Raw genomic sequence first — 25,632 nt, 5'->3', positions numbered from 1 at the left:
TCGGGAAAATTGTTCAGCATCCGAGCGCGCGGGGTGCGCGGTCCGCGCCGGAGAGGTCAGCCGCGCTTCGGCAGCACGACCACCCGGCCGAAGAACTCGTCGATGCGGCGCACCACGTCGTTGAAGTCGTCCAAGTCGATCGGCTTGGTGACGTACGCATTGGCCTGCAGCGTGTAGCTGCCCACGATGTCGGTGTCCGCGTTCGAGGTGGTCAGCACCACGATGGGGATGGTCCGCAGGTCCTCGTCCTGCTTCACCGCGCCGAGCACCTGCCGCCCGTCCATCCGTGGCATGTTCAGGTCCAGCAGGATGACGTCCGGCCGGCGGGCCTCCAGGTGCCGCCCCTCGGCGCGGAGGAACTCCATCGCCTCCTCGCCGTCGCTCACCACGTCGATGACCTTGTCCACGTCGGAGTCCGCCAACGCTTCCTCGATCATCAGCACGTCGCCCGGGTCGTCATCCACCACCAGGATGCGTACCGGCTGCGGGCTGTCTGCGCCCATCACTACCTGCCTCGGCTCAGCGGGGACGGGACCAGACGGTCACCGTGTCGGCGGGGAAATCTAGCCCATCAGAGGGCGCTGTGGGACGCCGGGTCGACGGCGTCCGGTTGGTAGTGCAACACGTCGGCGAGGCCGGTGACCCGCAACACCCGCTCGACCCGCCCGCTGGCGCCGGTGAGCCGCAACCAGCCGCCCTCGGCGGCGGCCCGGTTGTCCCCCCGAACGAAAACGGCCATTCCGGTGGAGTCGCAGAAGGTGAGGTCGGTGAGGTCGAGCAGGAAGCGGCTCTCGCCCGCGTCGGCGAGCCGCTCGATCGCGGTGGCCAGCTCGGGCGCGGTGCTCAGATCAAGCTCACCGGCGAGCCGCAGGCAGTAGCCGTCGCCGTCGCGCCCGGCGTGCGTGACGCTGAACGTCACCGTGCTCCCCCTTCGCTCCACCGCTGATGGGTGGGACGTTTGCAGTGCGGCAAGTATAAGCAGGGGCACCCCGCCGAGCGAGTGACGCGGTGATCGAGTGCTCGCTGGCGCGTTCGGTCCCGGTGGACGTCGCCACGGCCGCCCTCCGGGCGGCCGGTGTCGTGAGCGATATACCTGTGAGGCATAACTACGACTCTGAGGTATATCGCTCGTTGGCGACCCGATGCCCGGCACTCCCCGGCGGCGATCAGCCGGCGGCACTGCCCCCGGCGGCGGGCAGCGCGGCCCGGCCCAGGGTCAGCGCGCGCACCGCTCGGGGAAAGTCGCGTAGCGCGGCGGCGTAGTGCTCCAGGGGCAGGTCCACCGCGGCAGCCGGCACCCCACGGCTGGTCAGGATCCCCACCAGCCACCCGACGAACTCGGTGAACAGCGAGGCGTCGTCGACGTAGAGCGCGGCGGCCAGGAAGTCGACGATGTGGCCCAGATCGCTCACGGTCGAGTCGAGCTGGGCGGGCGTGTACGCCCGGGTCGCCGGCACCCGCTCGCGCAGGTCGGCCAGCGCGCTGTCGATCAGCTCACCCCGGCGCCGGACCAGACTGGCGTACTCGTCGTCGGCCAGGTGCGACAGCTGCGCCGGTGGCACCCGACGCAGCGCCCGCTCGTCCGCGATCAGCTCGGCCGCCGCCGGCGCGTCCGCCGCCCAGGGGGCACCCAGCCGACGGGCCTACCGGCCGTCCGCACCGAACCCGCGCCCGCCGACCACCACCGGCACGTCCGAACGGCGGCACGCCTCGATCATGCGGTGGGCGTGCGGCAGCCGTACCGGCTGCGCGCAGGCCAGCGCCACCGCGTGCGCGTCGTGCTGGTGCAGGTACGACACCAGGTGCGCCGCCGGGACGCTCGCGCCCAGAAAGGTCACCTGCCACCCGCGCAGCCGCAGCACCTCGGCCACCAGCCGGGGCGGCAGCGCGTGCCACTCGCCGTCCATGCAGGCCACGACGATCCGCCCACCGGTCGGACGTGGGTTGGCGTGCGCGGCGACCGACGCCACCACCCGCTCGCTGATGTGGGTGGCGGCGTGCTCCTGGGCGTGACCTGCTCGACCCGCTCGGCCACGGCGGGCGCCGGCATCCGCTGGCAGCCGGTCACCGCCGTGACGAGCCGCTCCGGGCCGAACTGCTCGTCCCCACGGCGGCCACCACGGGCCTCGGTCACCCCGTCGCTGTAGAGCAGGCAGGTCTCGCCCGGGGCCAGTCGGACGGTCACCTCGCCGACGCGTGGGTCGGGCACCACGCCGATGAGCATGCCGCGCAGTGGCACGGTCTCCACCTCGCCGGAGGCCCGCAGCACCAGCGGCGGCAGGTGCCCACCGCCGGCCATGGTGAGGGTCAGGCCACCCTCGCGCTCCGGCCGGGCGACGCCGAGCACGATGGTGGCGAAGCGGCCCTGGCCGTGCGCCTGGGTCGTCTCCAGGAGCGCGTCGTTGAGCAGCCGCAGCAGCCGACCCGGGTGCGACTCCACCCGGTGCAGGGCCTGCAGGCACTGGCGCAGCGGTGCGCTCCGGCCGCGCCCCAAAGGGGGGTGGCCCCCGACCCTGGGACCTGGGGTCGGGGGCCGGAGGAATGTCTAGGGTGCGGTCATCGGCTGGAGCCGGGGCCCGCTCTCGCGTAGTTCGGCGGTCGGCGCGCCGTCGGCGTCCTCGGGTGCCCCGGAATCGGGCGTCTGGTACAGGTAGCGGACAAAATCCGCACCGGACTCGTTGTCGTCCGCGCCCGGCCACTGACCGATGCAGTCCATGCCGACCACTTCACGGCCGGTCCCGTCGGCCTCCTCCAGCAGCGCCCACAGGCTCACCGGGTAGGACCGCGTGGCGTCTGGCGTGAGCTGCCAGCGGGCGTACCAACCGGGTCGGGCGGGGACGATCTCGACGATCCGTTTCATGACGACCTTCCTTCCGCGTACCTCGGAAGAACTCCGGTCCTGAACTGATCCTGTGGGCGGGACGGGTGAGCGTCCATCACCCACCCCGGATGAAGCCCACCGACGCTCGCCCGGCCCGCCCCGGCGGCGTCCGTTTCGGTGCCCGGCACGGCGGGAAGGCGACGGACGCAGGCACGATCCCCAGCGGAAGGGGTGTCACCATGCGCAAGCAGATGGAGGGCGACAACCAACGGCGCCGGGCGCTGGCCCGGCAGGCCCGCGAACAGGGTCGCCAGCCCAGTGAGTTCGGCGCCAGCCTGAGCGCCTCCAAGCAGATCACCAGCCTCGATCAGGGCAAGCGGGCCGGGCCGGCGTCGGCCGGGCACCGCAAACAGGACAGCACGCGCGGTGGACCGGCCCCGCCGCCGGTCGGCACGGCGGACAATCCGCGGCCGCAGCCGTCCCCGCCGGCCGGCGCCGCAGGGGCGAGCAGCGTGGGCTACCAGGAGCTGGTCGAGGACGTCCGGCGCCGGGCCGGCGTCGACTTCAAGACGGCCAAGGTGGGCACCGAGGCGACCGTGCTGGTCCTCGCCTTCGCGCTCGAGGCGGCGGAGCGGCAGCGGCTGCTCACCGCGGTACCGACCTCACTGCACGACGTGCTGCCCGTCGACGGCGTCGAGCGGCACCGCGACCTGCCCGGCTTCCTGGCCGAGGTGGGCCGGATCAGCGGCCGCAGCCCGGAGCAGGCCCGCTACCACGCGGAGGCGACGCTCGCCGCGCTCGCCGAGCAGGACGGCGACCTGGTCGAGTCGCTGCACGTACCCGACGGCCTGCGGGACCTGCTGAACCCGCCGGAGGCCGGCGGTGGCCTCGTCGGCGCCTCCACCACCACACCCACCCTGGACGCGGCCGAGCTGCGGACGGCGCTGGACGACCTGCCGTACTGGGCCGGCGACAGTGACGCGCTGTACCGGGTGGTCGCGCTGCCGTCGGACAACCTGGACCGGGTGCTGGACCGGCTCGACCAGCTACGCGCGGAGACCGGGCGCGCCCCGAGCATCGGGCGCCCCGGCGACACGGCCGCCGTGCTGACCGTGCGGACCAACCAGGCAGACGGGGTGACCGCGCTCGACGTGGACCTCGCCCACCGGATCGACGACGCGATCGACGAGGTGGGCGCCGGGATGGCCGGCGGCTGACCGGGCACATCGGCGCACACGGGCCGGCGGACGCGGGGCACACCCCGCACCGCCGGCCCCCGCCGTGCCGTCCCGCTCCGGCGGCTCGGCTAGCGTGCCGGACATGAACCGCGCCGCCGACCGGCTGGAACTGGTCGCCGATCCGGTCCGCCGGAGCGGACGGATGCTGCTCTCCGGCGGCGTCGAGCAGTCGTACGTGGACGTCGACGATCCCCGGCACCTGCACTTCGAGTACGTCCGGCGGATCGCCTCAGCGGTGGAGCTGGCGGCCCCACCGGGCGACCCGCTGAGCGTGCTGCACCTCGGCGGCGGCGCGTTGACGCTGCCCCGTTGGCTGGCCGCCACCCGGCCCGGCTCCCCGCAGCGCGTCATCGAGCGGGACCCGTCGGTGGTCGAGCTGGTCGCACGGGAACTCCCGCCGCTGCCGCCCGAGGTGGACGTGCGGATCTCCGACGCCCGGGAGGCCGTCGCCGCCAGCCCGGCCGGCCGTTACGACCTGGTGGTCGCCGACATCTACCGGGCGGCCCGGATGCCACGACACGTACGCACCGTGGAGTTCGCGGCCGAGGTGGCACGCACCCTGCGCCCGGACGGGCTGTACCTGGTCAACGTCACGGACCTGCCGCCACTGGTCGGCACCCGTGTGCAGGTGGCGACGCTGCGGGCGGTCTTCGGCGACGTGTGCGTGCTCGGCGACCGGCGGATGCTGCGCGGCCGGCGCTACGGCAACCTGGTGCTCGCCGCGACACCCCGGCCCGGCGGGCTGCCGGTCGGCCGGCTGGCGGTGGCCGCCCTGCGTGACCCGGTGCCCGGCGGTCTGCTGCACGCTGCCGCGCTGGACGGTTTCGTCGCCGGCGCCCGACCGGTCACGGACGCCGACAACCCCGCACAGAAATGATCACCTGACGCCCGGCGGCCGGCCGCACACCACCGGGTGATCCGCGCGGGCGCCGGGTTTCCCGAGGTGACCCTGGGGAAGCCGCGCCGGATGAGCAACGCCGACACGCGGGTGACCGCACGCCGGGCTCTGATCGTGATCGGTCTGGTGCTGGCGACCGCGTTCGCGCTGGCCTTCGTGTACGCGACCCGCCGGGTGCTGGTCTGGACCGTGGTGGCCGCCTTCTTCGCCGTCGCGCTCAAGCCCCTGGTGGACCGGCTCCAACACCGGTTCGTGCGGCGGCGGGCGTTGGCCACGCTGCTGGTGTTCCTCGCCGCGTTCGTGGTGCTGGCGATCCTGGCCGCGGTCATCCTGACACCGCTGATCAACGAGCTGGGCCGGTTCGCCGAGCGGGCGCCGGAGCTGCTGCGCGACGCGCGCGCCGGCCGGGGCCCACTGGGGCACCTGGTGGAGCGCACCGGCGCCCGGCGGTACGTGTCCGAACACTCCGAGCAGCTACGCACCTTCGGCACCCGGCTGCGCGAGCCGGCGGTCGGCGTGCTGCGCGGCGTCGTGGAGACGGTCGCCGGGCTGGTCACGGTCATCGTGCTGGCGTACCTCATGGTGCTGGAGGCGCCGCGGATCACCAGCCGCGTGCTCGCGGCGGCCGGGGACGGCCAGCGCGAGCGGTTGCGCCGGGTGGGCCGCGAGGTGTCCCGGACCGTCACCGGCTACCTCACCGGCAACCTGGTGATCAGCGTGATCTGCGGTGCGTTGACCTTCGTGGTGCTCGCTCTCACCGGGGTGCCGTTCGCCGCCGTGATCGCCCTGCTGGTGGCGGTGGCGGACCTGATCCCACTGGTCGGCGCGACGTTGGGTGCGATCATCGCGGCCGGGGCCGGTTTCCTGCACTCCCCCACCGCCGGCGTGGTGGTGCTGGTCTTCTTCGTGGTCTACCAGCAGGTGGAGAACCACCTGCTCCAGCCGCTCATCCTGGCCCGCGCGGTCCGGCTGAACCCGCTGACCGTGCTGCTCAGCGTGCTCCTCGCGGCGGAGCTGGCCGGCCTGCTCGGCGCCCTGCTGGCCATCCCCGCCGCCGGCATCGTCCAGACCCTGCTGCGCGAGTACGGCCCGGCCCGGCTGCGCCCCGACCCGCCAGCGTCAGCGGGACCGGGCCGCGACCTCGGGTGAGGTGCTCTCCAGCGGTACCGCGTTCGCCGGGACCAGCCCGAGCTGGACCGCCTGCCGGGACAGCGTGGCGTCCAACGCCCAGTCGGCGCTGACCCTCGTCCGGTTCCCCGGCATCGCCATCAGGTGGTACGCGCGGGTGACCGCCTTCGCGGGCAGCCCGGCCAGCGGCACGTGCAACGGGTTCGCCGCCGCGGCCTTGCCGCCCAGGTCGACCACCCAGCCCAGGTCGTGGTGCTTGTACGGCTTGCGCTGGCCGTACCCGTACGACGCGGCGATGTTGTGCGCCACGCGCTTGCCCTGCCGCTGGGCGTGCTGGGCGGTCATCGTGCAGACCTGGCCGGGGCGGGTCAGGTCGGGCACCGCCGCGGCGTCGCCGCAGGCGTACACCTCGGGGTAACCGGGGACGGTGAGGAACTCGTCGACCACCAGACGGCCCTTCTCGGTCCGCAGGCCCAGCTCGCTGACGAACGGGTCGGGGCGCACCCCCACACACCACACCAGCGTGCAGGTCGGCACGTACTCGCCGTCGGTGAGCTTCACCCCGTCGGCGGTCGCCTCGGCCACCGACGTGCCCATCCGCACGTCCACCCCGCGCCGGTCGAGCACCTTGTGCGCGGTCTGCGACATCCGTTTGTCCAGCTCCGGCAGCACCCGGGGGGCGATGTCGAGCAGCATCCAACGGGGACGGACGGTGAGCCGGGGCCGCTGAGCCTGCAACGCGTCGGTGAACAGCTGCCCGTGCGCGGCGACCTCGGTGCCGGTGTAGCCCGCGCCGACCACCACGAAGGTGGACCGGGCGCGCTGCTCGGCCGGGTCCTCGGCCTGTTCGGCCAACTCGATCTGGCGGATCACGTGGTCGTGCAGGTAGACCGCCTCGGGCAGGCCACGGAAGCCGTGCGCGTACTCCGTCACCCCGGGGATGGGCAGCAGCTTGTTGACGCTGCCCACGGCCAGCACGAGCCGGTCGTACGCCAGCCGGTTCTGGTCCCCCTCCGGCTGGGTGAAGCCGACCCAGCGGTTCTGCAGGTCCACGTGGTCCGCCTCGCCGATCACGACCCGCACGCCCTTGAGCGTCCCGGTCAGCGGCACGGCGATCCGCTTGGGCTCGACCACCCCGGCGGCCACCTCGGGCAGCAACGGCAGGTAGAGGAAGTAGTCGGTGGAGTTCAGCAGCACGATCTCGGCCCGGTCCCGGGCGAGGCGGCTCAACGTCTTCGCCGCGTGGTAACCGGCGAACCCGGCCCCCACGATCACCACACGAGGTTTCGTCATTGCGGCCCGTTTCCCGTCGAAGCCCGGGACAAACGTCGAAGAAGCCGTACGTCGGGCGCGGCGGTCGGTCGGCGACGTCGGCGGCGGGACGGCTCAGCTCCGCTGGAGCCGGAGGTGACCGCTGCCGCCCACCGCCTCCAACCCCCACTCGTGGCCGAACGCCCGCACCCGATCGGCCGTGATCCGGCCCAGTTCGGGCGGGATGTCCGGGTCCAGCACCAGCCGCCCCTGCACCGGGTTGAGCCCCAGCATCGCGCGGATCAGGGCCAGCGGGGCGCCGGCTGCCCACGCCTGCGGGCTGCACGCCGCACGGCAGCCATGCCACCCACCGTAGGAACGGTCGACACCAGGTGTCATCACCCGGTCCGGGTGAAAGCAATGGAACATCCACGCCCGGCGATGTGGACAGACACCTCCATCGATGGGGAGGATGCCGGAATGGGATCTGACGACACCGGCGAGAAGCCCACGAGGTCCACCCGCCGCACCTTCCTGTCCGCCTCCGCCGCCGCCACCGCGGCGACCGCCGCCACCGTGGCGGTGCCCGCGCTCGCCGCGTCGGCCACCGCCGACGCCCCACCGTCCGGTCCGGGCCGCCCGCTACGCCCGCAACGGCCCGACCGCGAGCTACGCGAGCTGCTGCGCCAGGTCGATCCGCGCCGCATCGAGGCGATCGTCCGCCGGCTGGCCGCGTTCGGCACCCGGCACACCCTCGCCAACCAGGACGACCCGCAGCGGGGCATCGGCGCCGCCCGGGACTGGATCTTCGCCCGCCTCCAGGAGTACGCGGCGGCCTCCGGCGGCCGGATGACCGTGGAACTCCAGTCGTACATCCAGCAACCGGCGTCGCGGATCCCCACCGCGACCCGGATCACCAACGTGGTCGCCACCCTGCGCGGGACGACCTCGCCGAACCGGACGTACGTGGTGACCGGCCACTACGACTCCCGGGTCACCGACGTGATGGACGCGGTCAGCGACGCGCCCGGCGCCGACGACGACGCCTCCGGCGTGGCCGTGGTCATGGAGCTGGCCCGGTTGATGGCCAGCCGGCCCACCGCCGCCACCGTCGTCTTCGCCGCGGTCGCCGCCGAGGAGCAGGGGCTGTACGGCTCGACGTACCTGGCCCAGCAGCTCAAGGCGGCCGGTGCGGACGTGCATGGCATGTTCAGCAACGACATCGTGGGCAGCAGCACGGCCGACGACGGCACCCGCGACCCGTACGCGGTGCGGCTGTTCGCCGAGGGCGTGCCGACGGCGGAGACCCCCGCGGAGGCGACCACCCGGCAGTCCGTCGGCGGCGAGAACGACTCGCCGTCCCGGCAGCTCGCCCGGTTCGTTCGGGACGTGGCGGAGAACGACACCACCAGGATGCGGGTACGGGTCATCTACCGGCGGGACCGCTACCTGCGCGGCAGCGACCACATCTCGTTCCTGCGCGAGGGCTGGCCGGCGGCGCGGTTCACCGAGCCGAACGAGGACTTCGCCCACCAGCACCAGGACGTCCGGGTGCAGGACGGGCAGCAGTTCGGTGACCTGCCGGAGTTCTGCGACTTCGGGTACATCGCCCGGGTGGCCCGGGTCAACGGCGCGGCGCTGTGGTCGCTGGCCCAGGGGCCCGGCACGCCCAAGGGCGCCATCATCGTGACCACCGACCTGACCAACAACACCACTCTGCGCTGGCAGCGCGGAACCGAGCCGGACCTGGCCGGCTACGAGGTGCTGTGGCGTGAGACCACGGCCGCCGAGTGGCAGCGGGTCATCCCGGTCGGTGATGTCACCGAGGTCAGCATCGACCTTTCGAAGGACAACGTCTTCTTCGGCATCCGTGCCGTGGGCCGTGACGGCCTGCGCAGCCCGGTCGCGTTCCCCCGGCCGGGCAGCTGAGCAGGCGCCCCAGTGACCGCAGCCTGACCTCGGCCGCCGGGCCCGCCGCGGAGCGGGTCCGGCGGCCGTTCAGGTCGCCGCCGGTGCCGTGATCGCCCAGCGCTCGTGGTCGCGCCACGCGCCGTCGATGAACAGGTAGTCCGGGGAGAAGCCCTCCAACCGGAAACCCAGCTTGCGGGCCACCCGCCGGGACGGCTCGTTGCCGGGCTGGATGTTCGCCTCCAGCCGGTGCAACCCTTGCGCGCCGAACGCGTGGTCGATGACCAGGGCGAGGCCCGCCGAGGCGTGCCCGGTGCCGCTGTACGGCTGGAACGCCGCGTACCCGAGGTAGCCGCCGCGCAGCGCGCCCAGCACGATCCCGCTGATGTTCACGTAGCCGGCGATCTGGCCGCTGGCCCGATCGCAGATCAGGTAGCCGGAGCTGTCCCGGCGGCGGATCCGGCGCAGGTACCGGTCGTACTCCTCCGGGCTGTCCGGCGCGACCAGCCACGGGTGGTGCAGCTCCCGGCTGCGGCGCGCGGCGGCGAGAAACTCGTCCGAGTCGGCGGGCCGGGGTCGGCGGATCGCGGCGGGACCGCCGGTACGCAGGTATCTCACGGCGGACCACTCTGACCGACCCACCCCGGCGCTGTCCAACCGGCGGTCAGCGCACGGCCGGCCCGGTGCTTTCCCGGGGCAGCACGCTGTGCGGCACGGTGACCCTGGCGATCGCCGCGCCCGGCTGGTCGATCCGGGCGGTGAGCCGGGCCACGGCCTCCCCGGCCAGGAAGCCGGTGTCGACGGCGACGGTGCTCAAGGTGGGCCGGGAGTAGCGCCCCTCCTCGATGTCGCCGATGCCGATCACCGCGACGTCGACCGGGACGCGCAGCCCGGCGTCGAAGGCCGCGCGCATCGCGCCGATCGCGAGGGGGTCGGAGTAGCAGAAGATGGCGTCCGGACGGTCCGGCTGGGCGAGCAGGGCGCGGGCGGCACGGTAGCCGTCGGCCCGACGGTGCCGCGACGCGGGCAGCCGCTGACCGGGGACGGCCGCCAGCCCGGCCCGACGCAGCGCGCGGTGATATCCGTCAGCTGACTCCCTCGGGTACGCGCCGATCGCGGCGATCCGCCGGCGGCCGGCGCGCAGCAGGTGCGTGGTCGCGTCCTCGGCAGCCTGGGCGACGTCGACGCTGACCCGGTCGCAGCGCCCGTCCCGAACCTCGCCGCCGACCAGCACGACGGAACGCCCGGCGACGGTCAGCGCCTCGACCAGTTCGGTCGGCGCGACGGGCGCGCTGACCAGCACGCCGTCCACCGGCAGCGGGCGGGCAGCGCCCAACGACGGCGCCGGGCGCTCGTCGTCGGGCCCCACCTGCTCGATGACGACCCGGTAACCCCGACCTGCCGCCGCGCGCACGACCTCGCGTGCGAGGTCGTGCGGGTAGGGCACGTCGGCACCGGGCAGGACCAGGGCGAGCACGCCGGTGCGGCCGGTGCGCAGCGTCCGGGCGAACACGTTCGGCCGGTAGCCCAGATGGGCGACGGCGGTCTCGACCCGGCGGCGCACCTCGGGGCTCACGTGGGGATAGCCGTTGACGACGTTGGAGACGGTCTTCACCGACACGTCAGCGAGCTGCGCCACGTCCTTGAGCGTGGAAGCCACGACCCGCCCTCCCCCCGACGAAGGTCACACCACCAAAGCCGTTTCGCTGGTGCAGTTCCGACCCTCGCAGGCGATTTCACACCTGTCAAGACGATACGGTGGTGTTAATGAAAGGGGAGTCAATGGACAACGACGCTGCGGTGCCGGCCACTGTGCGGCTCGTCCGGGACTTCGTGAACACCTTCGAGCGGCAGATCGACGACGAGATGCTGACCAGCCCCGACCGGCTCCGCGACTGGTTCGTCGAACGGGACCTGATGGCAATGGACGTGCACCTCGGGCCGGCGGACCTCGACGTGGCCGTGACGGTTCGGGAGGGCCTACGCGCCGTGCTGCTCGGCCACGCCGGTCACCACGCCGACCCCACCGCGCTCGACCGGCTCAACCAGGCCCTGGCCGGGGTGCCCGTCACGCTGCGCTTCGCCGACGACGGTCACCACCTTGTCGCCGCCGACAGCGCCCCGCTGAACCGGGCGCTGGCCGGGCTGGTCGACGCGATCCGCGTGTGCGGCGAGGATGGCAGCTGGCCGAGGCTCAAGGTCTGCGCCCGCGACACCTGCCGCTGGGCGTACTACGACGCCTCCCGGAACCAGGCCCGCCGCTGGTGCTCGATGGCCGGCTGCGGCAACTACATCAAGATGAAGCGGGCGTACGCCGTCCGCACCGGCCGGCCCACCCGGGGCAACGGTTTCGGGCCGTGAGTGTTGCGTAGGTTGAAGCAGAGCAAAGGGCGCGAGCAGACCGCCGGCTCCTCCGCTGGCGAGGAGTCAGCCGAGGTCCGGGGCAGCCTTCTCACCGGGCCGGACGAACCACGGCGCCAGCCACGGGGTGAGCGCGACAAGTGCGATGGCGAGGGCGGTGATGACCGCTTGGCCGATCCGGCCCGGGGTGACACCCGCCGCCGGACCCAGCACATAGTTCGCGTACCAGTTCGCGGTCGCGTCCGTCACCAGCACGACGCATCCCAACGCCAGTCCCCGCACCCGACGAGCCGCCAGCAGAAGTGCCGCCAAGGAATCCCACAGAGTCAGGGACACGAAGTAGAACGTGAGCCAGCCAGGCAGGATGAGCTGCGGCCTCAACGCGGGCACGAACAACTGAAGCAGGTGGACCACCGTGCCGTAGGCGAACACCAGCACGGCGACCGACACGGCGAGTCGAACAACGCGCGGCACGTCACGCCATCGAGCAGCGCACATGCGGCCAGTCTGCCTCAGCCGGGCAACGCCGCCCGCTTCCTCACAGCGGGCCGGGCTGGGTCTGCTCCAGTGGCATCGGGACCTGGAGGAACGTGGTGCCGCGCATGTCCAACCAGGCCCGGTCCGGTGCCCGAACCAGCCGCAGCATCACCGACTCACAGGACGGGCAGCGCGCGACCAGACCCGGGGCGTGCGAGAAGACGTGCAGGCTGGCCATCGATCCGGTCATTCCGCAGTTTTCGCAGCGGCCCATCGCCGTGCTCAGGTCGACGGCGAACAGCTCGCGCAGCGGGCCGTCGAGCATGTTGCCGTCCAGGTACGACATCTCGGTCATCGGGTCTCCTCGACGTTGCGTGGGCGGGTGGGCTGGTCAGCCGGTGGGGCCGAAGCGTTCGGTCTTCACCCGCCGCGACGCGTGGCCCAACCCCACCAGCAGGTCGGCAACGGTCTCCACGAACCCGGTCGGGCCGCAGACGTAGGTGAGTGGTTCCAGATCCGGCGGCCAGCCGTGGGTGTTGACGTCGGCCAGCCCGATCCGGTGCGGCTCACCACGCCACCCCTCGGGCGCCTCGCGGGTGTACACGTACGCCACGTCCAGCCCGAAGTCGTCGCGGACCCGGCGGCGCAGCTCGTCGCCGTAGATCACGTCGCCGGGCGTACGCACCGAGTAGAGCAGCCGGAACGGCACCTTGCTGCCGGTCGCCCGGCGAGCCCGGATCATCGCCATCAGGGGCACGATGCCGGAGCCACCGCCGAGCAGCTGCACCGGCGCCGTCTCCTCCGGCCGCCAGATGAACCAGCCACCGAGCGGGCCGCGGACCTCCACCGGGTCACCCGCGCCGTAGACGTCGATCAGGTACGGCGACACCTCGCCGTCCGGCACCCGCTGCACGGTCACCTCGATGCGCGGCCCGCCCGGACCGTCCACGACGGGCCCGGCCACCGAGTACGACCGGGCCGCCTGGTAGCCGTCCGGCGCGGTCAGCCGCAGGTCGACATGCTGCCCGGGCAGGTGCCCCGGCCAGTCCGGCACCTCCAGCACCAGGGTGTGCGCGCTCGGCGTCTCCACCCGGCGCTCCAGCAGCCGGCCGACCTGCCAACGGATCGGGGCTCGCGCCGGCGTGCCGGTCGCGACCGCGCGCTCAGTCACCCTGGTACCGCTGCTCACGCCACGGGTCGCCGTAGTCGTGGTATCCGGCCGTCTCCCAGAACCCCGGCTCGTCCATCGTCTTGAGCCGGATGCCGCGCACCCACTTCGCGGACTTCCAGAAGTACAGGTGCGGCACGAGCAGCCGAGCCGGCCCGCCGTGCTCCGGGGGCAGCGGCGCGCCGTCGAAGGTGTGCGCCACCCAGGCCCGGCCGCCGCGCAGGTCGTCCAGCGGGAGGTTGGTGGTGTACCCGCCGTACGAGTGCGCGAGCGCGAAGTGCGCGCCGGTGTCCACGCCGTCGAGCAGAGTGTCCAGCGAGACGCCCTGCCAGGTGGTGCCGAGCTTGGACCAGTGGGTGACGCAGTGGATGTCCACCATCGGCGTCTCCTGCGGCAGTGCCATCAGCTCCTGCCACGACCACCGGTGCTCGGTGCCATTTTCGGCGGCGATGACGAACTCCCAGGTGTCCAGCGACACCCGGGGCGTCGGGCCGGCCGAGAGCACCGGGAAATCCTCGGTCAGGTACTGACCGGGTGGCAGGGCGGGCTCCTGTGTTCGGGGCCGACCCTGAAAGCCCGGTGACACGATTCCCATTGCACAGTCGTACCACCCGCGCCGGCCGGGGCGGGAGCTTTCCCGCGTACCTCCTCGTCGCCCCGGCGCGGCGCGGTCAGCGCCGCTCCGCGACCACCTCACGCTCCTCGGGCTGGTCGCCCCGAGTGGCGCGCAAGCTGGTCAGCGTGACCACCACCAGCACCCCGATGATCACCACGAGCGAGGCCAGGGTGGGGATCTGCGGCACGCTGTCCCAGATGCCGTGCGCCCAGTGCAGGCCCAGCTTCAGGCCGATGAACGCCAGGATGATGGCCAGGCCGTAGCTGAGGTGCACCAGCCGGCTCAGCGCCGCGTGCAGGACGAAGTAGAGCGCACGCAGACCGAGCAGGGCGAACGCGTTGGTGGCGAAGACCAGGTACGGGTCCTCGGTGATGCCGTAGACCGCCGGCACCGAGTCGACCGCGAAGACCACGTCGGTGGCCAGCACCGCAACGACCACCAGGGCGAACGGGGTGAGCGCCCGCTTCGCTCCCTGCCGGACGGTCATCCGGGTGCCGTGGTACTCGTTGACCACCGGCATGAACCTGCGCAGCAGCCGCACCGAGCGCATCCTGCTGATGTCGACTTCCTGCTGGTGCCCGGAGAGGGCGTCCCGGAGCAGCTTCACCGCGGTGGCGATGAGGATGATCGCGAAGAGCAGGAAGGCGAAGTCGAGGGTCTGCAACGCCGCCGCACCGAGTGCGATGAAGACCGCCCGCAGCACCAGCGCGCCGGCGATGCCGTACAGCAGCACCCGCTGGGCGAGCACCGCCGGCACCGCGAACGCGGCCAGCAGCAGCATGAAGACGAAGAGGTTGTCGACCGAGAGGGACTTCTCCACCAGGTAACCGGTGAGGTACTGCACGCCCAACTCAGAGCCGTAGCGGGCCCAGACCCAGCCGCCGAACGCCAACGGCAGCGCGATGTAGAACGCCGACCAGCCGATCGCCTCCCGCATCGACACCTCGTGCGGGCGGCGCGTCACCAGGAAGTCCAGTACCAGCAGCAGCAGTACGCCGCCGATGGTCACCACCCACAGCGTGGGCGTGCCCACCGACGACAACTCACCGGCAGCGGACAGGTACGACACTTCGGTCATGGGGCCTCCTCGAACACCGTGTCATGTTCGAGGTCTCCTTCACCCACCAAAGATGGGCAACCACCCGAGGCACGCCGGGCGCGCCGTACTGACCGGAATGGTTCGTGGGAAGTACTCCCCTCGCAGGACAAGGTTAGGTCAGGCTCAATCTCGCCGCCAGGCGGGATGTCGATGGTTGCCCTGATCAACCGCTGTGTGCGAGCGGGGACATGCGCGGTCAGGCGCGACGCAACGTCGCCCCCGGGGCCATCGCAGGCTCGACGAGCTGCCGGTAGTCGCGCGGCAGCTGCGTGACCACGTCGTCGAACTCCCCGCCGGTGATCGCCTCGCGCAGCGTGGTGAAAACCGCGCGGACGGCGTCTCGGGCGAGGGGCTCCTCCACGTCGGCGCGTAGCGCTACCCGGGCGACGAACTCGGCCGCTCCGAACCGGTCCGCCTGCTCGGTGCGCGGGCTCGGCTTGAGCACCAGTTGCAGCGGTTTGGGCAGCTGGGCGGCCAGATCCAGCACCTCGCCGCCGGTCAGCCGCTCGGCGAACGTCTCCAGCACGGCCCGGGTCAACTCGACCGACCGCTCGGACGGCGCCCGGGTGCGCTGCGAAACCTGGTCGATGAAGGTGTCGTAGTTCATCACGTACTCCCTCGCTCCATCTAGGGCCTAAAAAGAATGATGGAGTAGAAATGGCAGAGCAGAGAGATGCCCAGAAAGACGGACAGAAAACCTGCCTGGAAGTAGTACTCCAGCCGGGGATCGTGATCACGGCTCGATGAGGTCTTGGCGGGCGTAGTGGCTTTTCATGGCTCGGGCTTGGTGGCGGCGTCGGCGGATGGACCAGAGCAGCGGGTCGGATCGGCGGCGGGCGGGTTCGATGATCAGGACGTTGAACAAGTGGCGTAGCTCGTTGACGGTCAGCGGGATCAGCCCGGCGGGGTTGTGGCGGTGGCGGTGGTCTGCGGTGGCCGCGGCGAGGAAGGCATGGGCGAGGATCGTGAGGGTGGTCCAGCGGTGCCAGGACGTCCAGCGGCGGTGTTGGTGCTGGTCCAGGCCGAGCCCGGTCTTCGCGGCTTGGAACGATTCTTCGATCTTCCAGCGGCGCCCGGCGACCGTGACGAGCATGTGCAGCGCGGCGGGTTGCGGTGACCAGCAGCGGTAGAAGGCCAGCTCGCCGGTGCTGCGGTTGCGGCGGATGAGTAGCCAGTGGTGCCCGCCGTGGCTGTCGGTGGCGCGGGGCAGGGCGACCAAGGACCAGTCGTAGTAGCGGTACCCCTTCGCGCCTCGGCCGGCGGACATACGCTGCCAGGCGGCGGCGGGAAGCCCTGCGGCTAGCGCGTCGACGCGGTAGACGCCGAGGCCGGTGCTCACCTGATGTGAGCGGGCCACGGCCACAACGTAACCCAGGCGCAGTGCGCGGAGCCGGGCGGCCAGGCGCGGATCGTTGCCGTATGCCTCGTCGCCGGCCACCCAACGACACGGCAGCCCGCCGGTGACCGCCGCTTCGATCATCCGGGCTGCCAGCTGTGGCTTGGTCGCGAAGCGCACCTGCTCGGGGACACCAGCCTCGGCGCGGCGCTGCGGGTCGTCGCACCAGGATTTCGGCAGGTAGAGGGCCGTGTCCAGCATCGCGTGGGCTGTCTCGGTTGCGTAGACCAGGTGCACCGCGAGCTGGCAGTTCTCAATCTTGCCGGCCGTGCCGGAGTACTGCCGCTGGACGCCGACGGTGTGTCGGCCCTTCTTCAGATCACCGGTCTCATCGATGACCAGCACCGCCTCGGCATCGCCGAGCTGCTCACCGACAAACTTACGAACGTCGGCACGCACCGCGGCGTCGTCCCACTTCACCCTGTTCAGCAGATCCTGCATCCCGTCCGGGCCGGCATCGCCGGCGTGCTCGGCGATACTCCAGCAATTCTTGGCCGGTAGCGGCGCCAGCAACCCGCGCACGAAGTCCCGCATCCGGCGCCGGGGCTCTGGCCTGCAGAAACGCTGACCAACGGTCATCATCAGATCGTCGAACAACATCCGCCATCGTTGGGCGTCTACCCTGTATCCGGCAGCCACCGCCGCGTCATGGTTGGTCCACACAACCGTCCATGATCGACGGTGGCTGCCCTCGCATCCGCTCCGGTCCGAACCGCCTGCTCAGCCAAGGTCAACAACCCCGGCTGGAGTACTAGGTTCCCGTGACCAGCAGGGTGGACCTCTGTTCACTCAGCTTGTAGGCGAGGATGGTGGAGAGGCTATTTACAACCTCCCTGCTGTTGAGTCTCGTAACGGCGCATGGGATCAGGACGTTTCCGTAATTGCTGGTGACTGGAACAAGGCTCTGCTAGGTATCCGTCAGGACATCACTGCAACCGTTCACACCGACGCTGTTATCTCAGACGCAAATGGTGTTGTGCAGTTCAATGCAATGCAGCAGGATAGCAAGATCATGAGAGTAGTGATGCGTGTCGGGTTTGCTATCGCTAACCCAGTGACCGCACTTAACTCGACTAGCGCACGTAGCCCGTTTGCGCTTGTAATTGCAGATGGTGCAGCAGCTAGCTAAGGCTTTGCCTTTTAAGCATCACCCATAAAAGAAACCCCCTCTTCCGAGGACTTCCAAGGATTATCTCCAAGGACTTCTTCAGAAGAGGGGGCTTTTTTTGTCTGCCGTTCAGTCTTCCCAGAAGACGTAATGCGAAAGCAGATAGGTTCCCAGTTGCCCAATCGCCCATGGGAAGAACACAGCCGCTCCGATAATTACCGGAGCTAGTACAGCTCTCAGAGTTTCAAGCTCCATCAGCTAACCTCCGGAATTCCATAAGGTGTTATTCCCAGATAGCGACTGCTCTACCTAGGTTGGCTGAAAGCCTTTCAAGCCATACGTCCAGGTTCTCTTCCGTCGTTTTGATGATTTCTGAACCGTCAACCTTTACCAGCAGGACGAATTCAGGAGCGAAGAACGCGTAGCCGATTGCTACGCCTGAGGAGTGAAGAACCAGAGCAGTCGGACCAGTGCCTACTAGGACAGTGTCCAGCGATTCGAGATCAATACTCACCTGTAATTCCTCCCGTTCCTCGTTGCGTAGGAAGCGCGCATCTCTGCGCCGAGCGTAGGGAGCACCTTCCGGTTAATGATCATCGTGGTGTCGTTGTTGACGTAGCCCGGGGCGTACGCGCCCCTCCTGGTGCCGTAGCTGCTCTGCTCTACCCCTGACCCCTCCTGGTGCCGTTCAGCCTTCCTGGTGCCCGTCAGGGCTTCCCAGAGCTGACGCAGCCTGCTGGGTGCCTGTGGTCGCCTGTGCTGCATGTGATCTTCCCTCCCTGGTGAAGCTGAAGCTGCCAGCCTACCTAGCCTGTAAAGCCTGTCTAGAGAATCAGGGGTACGCGTACACCATCTGCAAGCCCGATGTTTGGCTGATCTCATGCCATACGAACAGGCTCTCTGGCTACAGATCAGGGATGATCTCCGGAGAAAGATCAAAGCGGGTATCTACCCGCCAGGATCTAAGTTGCCCTCTGTTCGTCTGCTGGCAGAGCAGTGGGACACATCCCATATGACCATTCGTCGTGCCGTGGATTCGATGATCCAGAATGACGAGCTTATCGGCAGGGTTGGTAGAGGGATCTTCGTAGCAGGCAAGACAGACGCCTAGAGGTTTCTCATCTAGGGGAGGATGCCTTAACAGGGTGTTCCTGCTAACAACTCCTAGAGACGAGAAAAGCGGGCCTCCGATTGGAGGCCCGTTCTCTTGCTTGCTACGCGGTGCGTCGGATCGCTGCTTCATTCAGTTCATGGAACATGCTCACAACTAGAATGCTCTTAATGCGATCCCGAAGAATTTCGTCTTCGCTTTCAGCTATAGCCTCTGTTGCCCAGAGTTTTGTGAATGGATGAGAAAGCAGGAATGCCTTAACCTGAGCCAGTTCTCTTGGCTTTGCTACGAACTCCCAAGTCGGGAGTTCCCCTGCTCGCAAAAGAGGAAGCCGCAAGAAAGCCTCAGGAGTGAGCGTCAATAGCGGCGCATCACCGCTGCCATCTGCGGCATCGTTTACATATCGATCAAGCCAGGAAGACAACTGCCGCAGCGTCTCTACTTCGTAGGCTTTCCGGCCCTGCTCTTTAGCGACCCTGTAAGACTCAGCGCTTACCTCGTACCCTCTAACGCTGACCTTGTACGCCTTAACGGCAAAGAGGATTGCAACGACACCTGCAAGAGATGCCAGGACATCGAAGATGAATCCAGCGTACGTCATCCAGAGAGGTTCCACGGTTTGCAATTTAACCAGCTAGTGTCAAGCCTCAGCCAGTCCTCGCTTTTATGGCCTTGAGTAGATCGTCGTAAAGAGCGGTCGCGACGACTGCGCCGAGGTGCTTTGCACCGTAGCCTTCTTCGTTTTGATAGCCCTTAAGCTTGTCGCCCAATTCCTGAACCTTGAGCAGAAACTCTTCGACTTCTGCGGGCCGGTCATGCTCGGCCAGGAAGTACCATACGGGCAGCTCGTCTTTCCTAAAGATCATAACCCGAGTAAAGACGTTCGCCGAGGGAGAGTAGGTGTGTTCCTCGTTCCGAAATTCGCCCGCTGCGACAGCTCGTTCGATCTCGGACGACAATTCACGCAGGATTCCCAGCTCAAAGGTGTGTCTGCCCTGCTGCCTCGCAACCTTGTACGCAGCAGCCGCCACAAATAGACCAACAAGCCCTCCTGCGGTTGCAAGGGTGCTGAAGGTCAGGCTGAGGTAATCGAACCAGTCACGTTCCACGAAGTACAGTCAAGCAGGGCGAGTCAAGGGCTATTCCCAGCGCCGCCTCATGGCTTCGTGTAGCTCTAAATATAGAACCGTGAACAGGATGCCCCGAACTCCACGGTTGTCCTCAAGGTCAGTGCTCCTCAGTTTCTCCTGGACCCGGGGATGGCTGAGCAGGTAGTCCTGCTGTTCTTCACCAGCTATTACCATGAGGAAGCGCAACCAAACTTCCATCTCTTCCGATGGTAGGAGCCAAACGCGGGAGGCTGCTGCGGCCTTGATAGGTGGCAACCGAACAGTCTTCTCTCCCGCAACCATGTCGAGAGCCTCATCAAGTAGCGACGTAAGCTCCCGCAAGATTTCGAGTTCAAAGGTCTTCCGCCCCTGCTCTTTAGCGACACGATATGACTCGGCGCTCACCTCGTAAGCCTTGATGCCGACCCGATACGCCTTCACCGCCAGGAACAGACCTACCAGGCCTGCACTGGTGGCAAGCGTGTTGAACACGAGGCTTGCCCAGTCGAACCAGTCACGTTTCATGTGGACTATCCAAGCAAAGCCAGTCAAGAGCGCTATTCGGCCCGCTTCCTCATCGCGTCATGCAATTCTTCATACAGGCTCAGGGTGATCCGAGTGCGCAGGTCTTCAGTCTCATCGTTAGACACCCTGCGATCCTGCTTCTCTTGCACTAAGGGATGGGCGCGAATCTTGTCGAGATCTGGATTTGTCTGGATGAGCAGTCGCCACAAAGGCAACTCGTCTGCCGGCAGTGCCACCAGTGTCGAAAATATGTTGGCGTTAATTCGTGGCAAAGCAGGAAAGCTCTTGTTGAAGTCCAACTCATTCACCACCCGGTTTAGCTGGTGGCTCAGCTCCAGAAAGAGCGTTAGCTGGAAGCTCTTCACACCCTGCCCCTTTGCCACATTATAGGCGTTTACCCCAATTCTATACGCCTGATAGGCCAAGAATATCCCCACCAAGCCGACGAAGGCGCTGAGGAATAGCCCCGTGAGATCAAACCAATCATGGCTCTGGTCGATCAGGACTGTAGTCGGACTAGGAGTTACGGCCTGAGTTGGAGTTGAGGTTGACGCCGGGAGAAGAGAAGGATTAAGAGTTGAAGTCAAAGACGGCGTTGGGGTTGGGGTTGGGGTTGCGGTAAACAAGACTCCAGTAACGGCACTAAGCACAGCTCATCTAATCACATGGATGCAATTTGGTTCAGCCCTGCGACTAGGCAATTTCTTCGGCAGTCATGGACACAAAGAAGAGGCTCCCCTCTGATGGAAAGCCTCGTGATCTTGCCCCGTCATGATCTTATATATGCCCTGTTCAGAGGGCTTTGGTAAGATTTTTGTGTCGTAGTAGGTGTGGCGAGGGTTCCTGGTCGATGAAGGTGTCGTAGTTCATCATGTACTCCCTCGGGCTAGCGTCGGCGCCTGCGGGTACCCGCGGCAGCCGGGGGGAAACGGCAGCCGATTCGACCACCCGCCCGGGCGTGACCGGACGGCGAGCGGGTAACCGCCGCCCGTCGTGACCACATCGATGTCGTGAGGGAGCCCCTGCCATGGCGAGCTACGCCGACGTCCTGCAGTACCTGTCGAGCCTCGACTACCCGGCCGAGAAGAACGACGTGGTCCGCGAGGCCGAGCGGGAGGGCGCCCCGCCGGACGTGCTGAAGGCCCTGCGCGCCCTGCCTCCGGTGGACTACGCCAACGGCACCGAGGTGGCCCGGTCGGCCGGCATCGACGCGGCCCCCGAGGTGGGTCCTTCGCAGCGGGCCGCGCAGGCCCGGGACAAGCACAGCCGTGTCTCGCAGCACCTGCGTGGCATCTGACCCGAGGGCGGTGGCGGCCCGAGTCCCGACGCGCGGCCGGCACTGATGATCGGCACGGGTCCGCTGTCCCGGGTCCCGAGCGGGCACACCCCCGCCGCGGTCCAGCTCGCCCTGGTGGGGGTGGTGGGCATCATCGTCGGCGGCGTCGTCGCCGTGGTGTGGTCGCCGCCACTCGCTCCGCTGGTCGGCTGGGACGCGGCCGCGCTGAGCTGGCTGGGGCTGGTCTGGCGCAAGCTCTGGCCGCTCGACGACGCGCAGACCTCGCGGGTCGCCTCGTACGAGGACCCCAACCGGGCCGTCCGTGACCTGGTGCTGCTGATCGCCTGCCTGGCCAGCTTGCTGGCGGTGGGGTTGGTGCTTGCCAGCGCCCACTCCGCGCCGCCCGGGCTCCGCCGGGAGATGTCCGGCGGGCTGGGCGTGCTCAGTGTGGCGCTCTCCTGGCTGGTGGTGCACACCGTGTTCGGCGCCCGGTACGCCCGGATCTACTACACCGGCCCGGACGGCGGGGTGAACTTCAATCAGCCCGAGCCGCCCCGCTACTCCGACTTCGCCTACATGGCCTTCACCATCGGGATGACGTTCCAGATCTCCGACACGAACCTGACCAGCAACGAGATGCGTCGCACGGTGCTGCGGCACTCGATGGTGTCGTACCTGTTCGGCGCGTTCATCATCGCCGTCACGGTGAACCTGCTGGCCGGTCTGGTCCGCTGAGACGCCCGACGGGGCCCCGGAAGTAGCCACGGGGGCGTGGGCTGGCGCGCCGGGACAGGCGGGCGCCCCGTGGCCACGAACCGCGACCGGGGGCGCCACGCAAACCTGCCCAGGCGGTGAACCGCACCCGAACCGGATGCGATCACCAGGCGGTGGATGGTCGCCCGAACCGAGCGGCCAGCACTGCCGGGTACAACCATACGACAGAACGTCATCCGTACGGTCAGAATTTGGCGAACTGTGGGCCAGGGCACGTCATGGTCAGCGGGTCAACTCCGCGTACCGGTGCTCCAGGTCGACCCGGGCCAGCGCCCCCACCAGCCAGGCCAGCCGCTCCGACTCCCCGCTGGTCAACCCCGCCAGGTCGTCCGCGGACCGGCCCAGCCCGAGGCGGCGGGCCGCGGCCAACGCCCGCCGGTCGGCCACCGGCGCGACCTCCCGCCACAGCGCCTGCGCCTCGCGCAGGAACAGGTCGACCACCTGGTCGTCCACGCCGGGCAGCTCGGCGAGGAGCTTGCGCTCCCGGGCCGGGTCGTGGTGCGCCAACGCGCGCAACCGGCGCAGGTCACCCCGGTACCGCTCGACGACCGTGCGAGCCAGGTCGCCCAGCACGTCGGCCAACGCGTCCACGTCGCCGCGCTGACCGCTGTCGCGCAGCACACGCACCCGGTCCTGGTGCAGCGAGCGGGCCAACCGGGCGGCACTGTCCCACCCCTCGTCGCGCAGCGCCCGCGCGCCGTCCAACGCGCGACGGAAGTCACCACGACGGGCCAGCAGCACCGCGAGGTAGAGCACCTGGAACAGGCTCGCCGGGTTGTTGGTGACCCGGAAGCCGTACTGCTCGGCGAAGCCCCGTCCGCTGCCGGCGAGCCGGCGGGCCAGGCGCTTCCGGTCCTCCACCGGAGTGATCAATGTGGTCGCCATGCCGGCGACTACCCATGCGGACGTCGGTCACACGCCGACCGTGAGGGTGCGCCGTGGCCCCGCCGCGCGGGGTGTGGCCTCAGCCGTGCAGGCCACCGGTGCGGTCGCGGGCCTTGAGCCGGGTGGTGGGCAGAGCGGGCGCCGGCAGCGGCGGCGCCGGATCGTCGGCGACGACGCCGAAACGTCGCCCGGCCATCCAGTCCTCCCGAGCCGCGACGACCTCCTCGTGGGAGCGGCCGACGAAGTTCCACCACATCACCAGCGGCTCATCGAACGGCGTCCCGCCCAGCAGCAGCAACCGGGCCCCGGCCCCACCGCGCACGGTCAGCTCGCGGCGGTTCGAGCCCAGGTAGAGCAGCGCACCGGGTTCGAACCCGACACCGGCCGCCTCGGCGGACCCCGACATCGCCAGCAGCGCGTACTCGAAATCGGGCCGCAGCGGCAGCGTGGTCGGCGCGGTGCCGCCCAGCTCCAGCTGCACACCGACCAGCGGGGTGTGCACCACCGCCGGGGACCGCTCCCCGGCGAACTCGCCGACCAGCAGGGTGACGTCCAGATCGTCGTCGCGCCAGCGCGGCAGGTCGGCGTGGTGCGCGAAGCCCGCCGCTCGGGCCCGCGCCGGGTCCGGCAGCGCCACCCAGAGCTGCACGCCGTGCATCACCGGCGGATGGGTGGCCGGCGACCGCTCGGAGTGGGCGATGCCGTGCCCGGAGGTCATCACGTTCAGCTGACCGGGCCGGATCGGCTGGACGTTGCCCAGGCTGTCCCGGTGCATGATCTCGCCGTCGAGCAGCCAGGTCACCGTCTGCAGGCCGGTGTGCGGGTGCGGCGGCACCTCCATGCCGGGCCGCTGCTCCACGTCGTCCGGGCCGAAATGGTCCACGAAGCACCACGCGCCGACCATCCGGCGGGGGCGCTGCGGCAGCAGTCGGCGAACAGTGGTGTAACGGCCCAGCGGCACGTCGTGGCCAGGCAGCAGCACGCTGCCGGGATCGACGTCGGCCACGCCGGGCGGTCGGGTCTCCGCCAGCATCGATTCAGTACGCTCCACCGCCCGACTGTACGCTCGCCCCCGCCCGCCGCCGCAGCGCTTCCACCGCACGGGCGACGGTCGGATTCACCGGGTGCTGGCGCCCACCGTCACGCTGCTGACTCCCGCCACCAGGTCGAGATGGAGCCGGTCCGCCGACCGGTCCCATCCCGGCGTACCCACCAGTGCCCCGGCAGCCACCCCGGCCCAGCGCTGGTCGCGCAGCACCACCGAGGCGGCGCCGGCTCCCGCGCGGATCCGTACCGGCGGCTCGCCCGGCACCCGGACGTCGAGTTGGCTGGCCCCGCCGGTCAACCGCACCGTCATGGTGCCGCTGACCGCTGGCAGGAGCAGTTCGGTACGGGCCGACCCGCCGGCGAGCTCCAGCCCCAGCAGCCGTGCCCGGGTCAAATCCAGCACCTGGCTGCTCACACCACCGACCAACTGGAGACGCCAGCTGACCCGCTCATTGAGCAACACCCGCACGGCCCTCGCCCCGGACGCACCGCTGGTCACCACGCCGAGCCGGACGGTCTCGCCCAGCACCGCCGGCCGGGCCGTCACGCCCGACCCGGCCGGGCTGCTGATCCGGTAGAGGTCGTCACCCAGGTCCACCACCCGCAGCTCGAACGAGGACAGCCCGTCCGCCAGCACGAAGGTGGCCCGCTGCCGCCCCGCCAACGGCGCGGTCACCGTCTGCCCGTCGCCCGCCGCGCCCTCCCTACCCGGCCCCCCGCCGGCCCGGTCGGGGTCGACCGCGCCCGTCCGAGGGCCGCCGTCCGATCCCGATCCGGCATCATCAGGTCGACCAGCACCGGGTTGGATGCTGCCGGGGCGGGCGTGGTCCGGCGGGGTGCCGTCGGAGCGGGTGCCGCCCGGGCGGGTGCCGTCGGAGCGGGTGCCGTCGGGGCGGGTGCCGTCGGGACGGCCGTCGGGTGCGCTGGAGTAGGACATGCCGAGGCGGTGCGGATCAGCAATGATCACGGCCACCGCGGCGGCGCCGAGGATCAGCACGACGGCCGCGGCGGCGAGCAGCATCCGAGTCCCGACAGGCCAGCCTCGATGGGGGGCGGCGTCACCCCTCGGCTCCGGCTCTGGCTCCGGCTCCGGCTGGTGATCCGTGCCGTTACCCACTGCGGCCATGTTCTCGTCCCTCCGCCGGTCCCCGCCGGTGAGTACGTACCCGCCCACCGTTCGGATCACTCAGCGCCGACCGCACCGCTGCCGTGCGTCGCCAATCTTGGACAGTTTTCGTTCGCCGGTGACGGGAACTGTCCAAGATTCGGTCGTGGGTATGCCGCTGGCCGGCACCCCGGGGTGGGGTGCCGGCCAGCGGTCGATGTCGTGCGGTGGTGCGATGGGTCAGCTGTTCCAGTGCTGGGCGACCAGGTCGGTGGCCTGCTGCTCCCACTGGGCGTAGGCATCCGGGTAGGCCGAGACCTGCACGGTCTGC

General features: G+C 69.5%; 32 protein-coding genes and 1 pseudogene. 8 read left to right on the top strand and 25 right to left on the bottom strand.

The features are described 5' to 3' along the window. Positions 1-56: 56 nt before the first annotated feature. The 6 genes from ABZU69_RS29700 to ABZU69_RS29675 all read right to left on the bottom strand — a co-directional run bounded on the left by ABZU69_RS29700 (position 57) and on the right by ABZU69_RS29675 (position 2,860). Complete coding sequence (locus ABZU69_RS29700; protein WP_354967617.1) at positions 57-503, bottom strand: response regulator; 447 nt, start codon at positions 501-503, stop codon at positions 57-59. Between the two features lie 68 nt (positions 504-571). Continuing rightward, positions 572-919, bottom strand: a complete 348-nt coding sequence (locus ABZU69_RS29695) for an STAS domain-containing protein (RefSeq protein ID WP_354967616.1) — start codon at positions 917-919, stop codon at positions 572-574. Between the two features lie 247 nt (positions 920-1,166). After that, on the bottom strand, positions 1,167-1,562 hold the full coding sequence (locus ABZU69_RS29690; RefSeq protein WP_354967615.1) for a hypothetical protein: 396 nt from the start codon (positions 1,560-1,562) through the stop codon (positions 1,167-1,169). Between the two features lie 81 nt (positions 1,563-1,643). After that, the gene (locus ABZU69_RS29685) at positions 1,644-1,907 is read right to left on the bottom strand and encodes a cobalamin B12-binding domain-containing protein (RefSeq protein ID WP_354967614.1); all 264 of its coding nucleotides are present in this window, start codon (positions 1,905-1,907) and stop codon (positions 1,644-1,646) included. Further along, on the bottom strand, positions 1,835-2,494 hold the full coding sequence (locus ABZU69_RS29680; protein ID WP_354967613.1) for a PP2C family protein-serine/threonine phosphatase: 660 nt from the start codon (positions 2,492-2,494) through the stop codon (positions 1,835-1,837). The genes ABZU69_RS29685 and ABZU69_RS29680 overlap by 73 nt, the downstream gene beginning before the upstream one ends. Positions 2,495-2,545: 51 nt before the next feature. Next, a complete protein-coding gene (locus ABZU69_RS29675) occupies positions 2,546-2,860 on the bottom strand; it encodes a hypothetical protein (protein ID WP_354967612.1) in 315 nt (104 codons plus the stop codon). Positions 2,861-3,060: 200 nt separating this feature from the next. Between ABZU69_RS29675 and ABZU69_RS29670 the strand changes: the two genes are divergently transcribed. The 3 genes from ABZU69_RS29670 (at position 3,061) to ABZU69_RS29660 (ending at position 6,106) form a co-directional block, all read left to right on the top strand. Beyond that, positions 3,061-4,038 (top strand): DUF2267 domain-containing protein, encoded by a 978-nt coding sequence (locus ABZU69_RS29670; protein WP_354967611.1) that lies wholly within the window; start codon positions 3,061-3,063, stop codon positions 4,036-4,038. Between the two features lie 103 nt (positions 4,039-4,141). Then, positions 4,142-4,936: a fused MFS/spermidine synthase gene (locus ABZU69_RS29665; RefSeq protein WP_354967610.1), complete on the top strand. Its 795-nt coding sequence runs from the start codon at positions 4,142-4,144 to the stop codon at positions 4,934-4,936. 66 nt (positions 4,937-5,002) lie between these two features. Continuing rightward, complete coding sequence (locus tag ABZU69_RS29660; protein WP_354967609.1) at positions 5,003-6,106, top strand: AI-2E family transporter; 1,104 nt, start codon at positions 5,003-5,005, stop codon at positions 6,104-6,106. On the opposite strand, the gene ABZU69_RS29655 is transcribed toward ABZU69_RS29660, so the two are convergent. Together ABZU69_RS29655 and ABZU69_RS29650 are read right to left on the bottom strand one after the other, a co-directional pair. Further along, entirely contained in the window at positions 6,077-7,378 is a 1,302-nt protein-coding gene (locus tag ABZU69_RS29655; RefSeq protein WP_354967608.1) for an NAD(P)/FAD-dependent oxidoreductase, read from the bottom strand. The two genes, ABZU69_RS29660 and ABZU69_RS29655, sit on opposite strands and share 30 nt — an antisense overlap. 93 nt (positions 7,379-7,471) lie before the next feature. Further along, a pseudogene (locus tag ABZU69_RS29650) lies at positions 7,472-7,684 on the bottom strand (hypothetical protein); the annotation flags it as partial. Between the two features lie 132 nt (positions 7,685-7,816). Between ABZU69_RS29650 and ABZU69_RS29645 the strand changes: the two are divergent. Then, positions 7,817-9,265, top strand: a complete 1,449-nt coding sequence (locus tag ABZU69_RS29645; protein WP_354967607.1) for a M20/M25/M40 family metallo-hydrolase — start codon at positions 7,817-7,819, stop codon at positions 9,263-9,265. 69 nt (positions 9,266-9,334) lie between these two features. On the opposite strand, the gene ABZU69_RS29640 is transcribed toward ABZU69_RS29645, so the two are convergent. Further along, the gene (locus ABZU69_RS29640; protein ID WP_354967606.1) at positions 9,335-9,862 is read right to left on the bottom strand and encodes a GNAT family protein; all 528 of its coding nucleotides are present in this window, start codon (positions 9,860-9,862) and stop codon (positions 9,335-9,337) included. A 46-nt stretch (positions 9,863-9,908) separates the two neighbouring features. Further along, positions 9,909-10,904: a LacI family DNA-binding transcriptional regulator gene (locus ABZU69_RS29635; protein ID WP_354967605.1), complete on the bottom strand. Its 996-nt coding sequence runs from the start codon at positions 10,902-10,904 to the stop codon at positions 9,909-9,911. Between the two features lie 122 nt (positions 10,905-11,026). On the opposite strand from ABZU69_RS29635, the gene ABZU69_RS29630 reads away from it, so the two are divergent. Beyond that, a complete protein-coding gene (locus tag ABZU69_RS29630; protein ID WP_354967604.1) occupies positions 11,027-11,605 on the top strand; it encodes a CGNR zinc finger domain-containing protein in 579 nt (192 codons plus the stop codon). 66 nt (positions 11,606-11,671) lie between these two features. Here the strand turns inward: ABZU69_RS29630 and ABZU69_RS29625 are convergent, their stop codons facing one another. The 8 genes from ABZU69_RS29625 to ABZU69_RS29590 form a co-directional block, all read right to left on the bottom strand. Next, positions 11,672-12,103 (bottom strand): hypothetical protein, encoded by a 432-nt coding sequence (locus tag ABZU69_RS29625; protein ID WP_354967603.1) that lies wholly within the window; start codon positions 12,101-12,103, stop codon positions 11,672-11,674. A 40-nt stretch (positions 12,104-12,143) separates the two neighbouring features. Further along, the gene (locus tag ABZU69_RS29620; RefSeq protein WP_354967602.1) at positions 12,144-12,437 is read right to left on the bottom strand and encodes a DUF6510 family protein; all 294 of its coding nucleotides are present in this window, start codon (positions 12,435-12,437) and stop codon (positions 12,144-12,146) included. Positions 12,438-12,473: 36 nt separating this feature from the next. Next, complete coding sequence (locus ABZU69_RS29615) at positions 12,474-13,253, bottom strand: ferredoxin reductase (RefSeq protein ID WP_354967601.1); 780 nt, start codon at positions 13,251-13,253, stop codon at positions 12,474-12,476. Beyond that, positions 13,246-13,845, bottom strand: a complete 600-nt coding sequence (locus ABZU69_RS29610; protein WP_354967600.1) for a sulfite oxidase-like oxidoreductase — start codon at positions 13,843-13,845, stop codon at positions 13,246-13,248. Before ABZU69_RS29610 ends, ABZU69_RS29615 begins: the two co-directional genes overlap by 8 nt. A gap of 76 nt (positions 13,846-13,921) precedes the next feature. Further along, positions 13,922-14,944: a TerC/Alx family metal homeostasis membrane protein gene (locus ABZU69_RS29605; protein WP_354967599.1), complete on the bottom strand. Its 1,023-nt coding sequence runs from the start codon at positions 14,942-14,944 to the stop codon at positions 13,922-13,924. Between the two features lie 217 nt (positions 14,945-15,161). Further along, positions 15,162-15,572: a DUF2267 domain-containing protein gene (locus ABZU69_RS29600; RefSeq protein ID WP_354967598.1), complete on the bottom strand. Its 411-nt coding sequence runs from the start codon at positions 15,570-15,572 to the stop codon at positions 15,162-15,164. Positions 15,573-15,698: 126 nt separating this feature from the next. Beyond that, positions 15,699-16,943 (bottom strand): IS701 family transposase, encoded by a 1,245-nt coding sequence (locus ABZU69_RS29595; protein WP_354967703.1) that lies wholly within the window; start codon positions 16,941-16,943, stop codon positions 15,699-15,701. A gap of 809 nt (positions 16,944-17,752) precedes the next feature. Further along, on the bottom strand, positions 17,753-17,983 hold the full coding sequence (locus ABZU69_RS29590; protein ID WP_354967597.1) for a hypothetical protein: 231 nt from the start codon (positions 17,981-17,983) through the stop codon (positions 17,753-17,755). A 366-nt stretch (positions 17,984-18,349) separates the two neighbouring features. On the opposite strand from ABZU69_RS29590, the gene ABZU69_RS29585 reads away from it, so the two are divergent. Beyond that, a complete protein-coding gene (locus tag ABZU69_RS29585) occupies positions 18,350-18,580 on the top strand; it encodes a GntR family transcriptional regulator (protein ID WP_354967596.1) in 231 nt (76 codons plus the stop codon). 103 nt (positions 18,581-18,683) lie between these two features. On the opposite strand, the gene ABZU69_RS29580 is transcribed toward ABZU69_RS29585, so the two are convergent. From ABZU69_RS29580 to ABZU69_RS29565, 4 genes are read right to left on the bottom strand one after another with little or no spacing between them, the layout of a single operon-like run. After that, complete coding sequence (locus ABZU69_RS29580; protein WP_354967595.1) at positions 18,684-19,196, bottom strand: hypothetical protein; 513 nt, start codon at positions 19,194-19,196, stop codon at positions 18,684-18,686. A 31-nt stretch (positions 19,197-19,227) separates the two neighbouring features. Next, positions 19,228-19,689, bottom strand: a complete 462-nt coding sequence (locus tag ABZU69_RS29575) for a hypothetical protein (protein ID WP_354967594.1) — start codon at positions 19,687-19,689, stop codon at positions 19,228-19,230. 30 nt (positions 19,690-19,719) lie between these two features. Continuing rightward, a complete protein-coding gene (locus ABZU69_RS29570; protein WP_354967593.1) occupies positions 19,720-20,214 on the bottom strand; it encodes a hypothetical protein in 495 nt (164 codons plus the stop codon). 32 nt (positions 20,215-20,246) lie between these two features. Next, positions 20,247-20,579 carry a hypothetical protein gene (locus ABZU69_RS29565; RefSeq protein ID WP_354967592.1) on the bottom strand — a complete coding sequence of 111 codons (333 nt, stop codon included), beginning with the start codon at positions 20,577-20,579 and terminating at the stop codon, positions 20,247-20,249. 662 nt (positions 20,580-21,241) lie between these two features. Between ABZU69_RS29565 and ABZU69_RS29560 the strand changes: the two genes are divergently transcribed. Both ABZU69_RS29560 and ABZU69_RS29555 read left to right on the top strand, forming a co-directional pair. Then, on the top strand, positions 21,242-21,511 hold the full coding sequence (locus ABZU69_RS29560; protein WP_354967591.1) for a DUF2795 domain-containing protein: 270 nt from the start codon (positions 21,242-21,244) through the stop codon (positions 21,509-21,511). Between the two features lie 45 nt (positions 21,512-21,556). Beyond that, entirely contained in the window at positions 21,557-22,225 is a 669-nt protein-coding gene (locus ABZU69_RS29555) for a DUF1345 domain-containing protein (protein ID WP_354967590.1), read from the top strand. A gap of 261 nt (positions 22,226-22,486) precedes the next feature. Here the strand turns inward: ABZU69_RS29555 and ABZU69_RS29550 are convergent, their stop codons facing one another. The 3 genes from ABZU69_RS29550 to ABZU69_RS29540 all read right to left on the bottom strand — a co-directional run bounded on the left by ABZU69_RS29550 (position 22,487) and on the right by ABZU69_RS29540 (position 25,217). Continuing rightward, positions 22,487-23,149, bottom strand: a complete 663-nt coding sequence (locus ABZU69_RS29550; protein WP_354967589.1) for a hypothetical protein — start codon at positions 23,147-23,149, stop codon at positions 22,487-22,489. A 79-nt stretch (positions 23,150-23,228) separates the two neighbouring features. Then, positions 23,229-24,200, bottom strand: a complete 972-nt coding sequence (locus ABZU69_RS29545; RefSeq protein WP_354967588.1) for a pirin family protein — start codon at positions 24,198-24,200, stop codon at positions 23,229-23,231. Between the two features lie 66 nt (positions 24,201-24,266). Beyond that, positions 24,267-25,217 (bottom strand): hypothetical protein, encoded by a 951-nt coding sequence (locus ABZU69_RS29540; protein WP_354967587.1) that lies wholly within the window; start codon positions 25,215-25,217, stop codon positions 24,267-24,269. Between the last annotated feature and the right edge of the window lie 415 nt (positions 25,218-25,632).

Origin of the sequence: Micromonospora sp. NPDC005206 (genome assembly GCF_040608175.1) — a bacterium.
GTDB lineage: Bacteria > Actinomycetota > Actinomycetes > Mycobacteriales > Micromonosporaceae > Micromonospora.
The sequence above is the reverse complement of the archived record's forward strand: the minus strand, read 5'-3'. Positions and strand labels throughout refer to the sequence as shown.

What these genes read in the sequence shown, in the direction of transcription:
- ABZU69_RS29700 (WP_354967617.1), bottom strand. Translation starts at nt 503, where the DNA reads ATGGGCGCAGACAGCCCGCAGCCGGTACGCATCCTGGTGGTGGATGAC.
- ABZU69_RS29685 (WP_354967614.1), bottom strand. Translation starts at nt 1,907, where the DNA reads ATGGACGGCGAGTGGCACGCGCTGCCGCCCCGGCTGGTGGCCGAGGTG.
- ABZU69_RS29675 (WP_354967612.1), bottom strand. Translation starts at nt 2,860, where the DNA reads ATGAAACGGATCGTCGAGATCGTCCCCGCCCGACCCGGTTGGTACGCC.
- ABZU69_RS29670 (WP_354967611.1), top strand. Translation starts at nt 3,061, where the DNA reads ATGCGCAAGCAGATGGAGGGCGACAACCAACGGCGCCGGGCGCTGGCC.
- ABZU69_RS29665 (WP_354967610.1), top strand. Translation starts at nt 4,142, where the DNA reads ATGAACCGCGCCGCCGACCGGCTGGAACTGGTCGCCGATCCGGTCCGC.
- ABZU69_RS29655 (WP_354967608.1), bottom strand. Translation starts at nt 7,378, where the DNA reads ATGACGAAACCTCGTGTGGTGATCGTGGGGGCCGGGTTCGCCGGTTAC.
- ABZU69_RS29645 (WP_354967607.1), top strand. Translation starts at nt 7,817, where the DNA reads ATGGGATCTGACGACACCGGCGAGAAGCCCACGAGGTCCACCCGCCGC.
- ABZU69_RS29630 (WP_354967604.1), top strand. Translation starts at nt 11,027, where the DNA reads ATGGACAACGACGCTGCGGTGCCGGCCACTGTGCGGCTCGTCCGGGAC.
- ABZU69_RS29625 (WP_354967603.1), bottom strand. Translation starts at nt 12,103, where the DNA reads ATGTGCGCTGCTCGATGGCGTGACGTGCCGCGCGTTGTTCGACTCGCC.
- ABZU69_RS29620 (WP_354967602.1), bottom strand. Translation starts at nt 12,437, where the DNA reads ATGACCGAGATGTCGTACCTGGACGGCAACATGCTCGACGGCCCGCTG.
- ABZU69_RS29610 (WP_354967600.1), bottom strand. Translation starts at nt 13,845, where the DNA reads ATGGGAATCGTGTCACCGGGCTTTCAGGGTCGGCCCCGAACACAGGAG.
- ABZU69_RS29605 (WP_354967599.1), bottom strand. Translation starts at nt 14,944, where the DNA reads ATGACCGAAGTGTCGTACCTGTCCGCTGCCGGTGAGTTGTCGTCGGTG.
- ABZU69_RS29600 (WP_354967598.1), bottom strand. Translation starts at nt 15,572, where the DNA reads ATGAACTACGACACCTTCATCGACCAGGTTTCGCAGCGCACCCGGGCG.
- ABZU69_RS29595 (WP_354967703.1), bottom strand. Translation starts at nt 16,943, where the DNA reads ATGATGACCGTTGGTCAGCGTTTCTGCAGGCCAGAGCCCCGGCGCCGG.
- ABZU69_RS29585 (WP_354967596.1), top strand. Translation starts at nt 18,350, where the DNA reads ATGCCATACGAACAGGCTCTCTGGCTACAGATCAGGGATGATCTCCGG.
- ABZU69_RS29570 (WP_354967593.1), bottom strand. Translation starts at nt 20,214, where the DNA reads ATGAAACGTGACTGGTTCGACTGGGCAAGCCTCGTGTTCAACACGCTT.
- ABZU69_RS29560 (WP_354967591.1), top strand. Translation starts at nt 21,242, where the DNA reads ATGGCGAGCTACGCCGACGTCCTGCAGTACCTGTCGAGCCTCGACTAC.
- ABZU69_RS29555 (WP_354967590.1), top strand. Translation starts at nt 21,557, where the DNA reads ATGATCGGCACGGGTCCGCTGTCCCGGGTCCCGAGCGGGCACACCCCC.
- ABZU69_RS29550 (WP_354967589.1), bottom strand. Translation starts at nt 23,149, where the DNA reads ATGGCGACCACATTGATCACTCCGGTGGAGGACCGGAAGCGCCTGGCC.
- ABZU69_RS29540 (WP_354967587.1), bottom strand. Translation starts at nt 25,217, where the DNA reads ATGCTGCTCGCCGCCGCGGCCGTCGTGCTGATCCTCGGCGCCGCCGCG.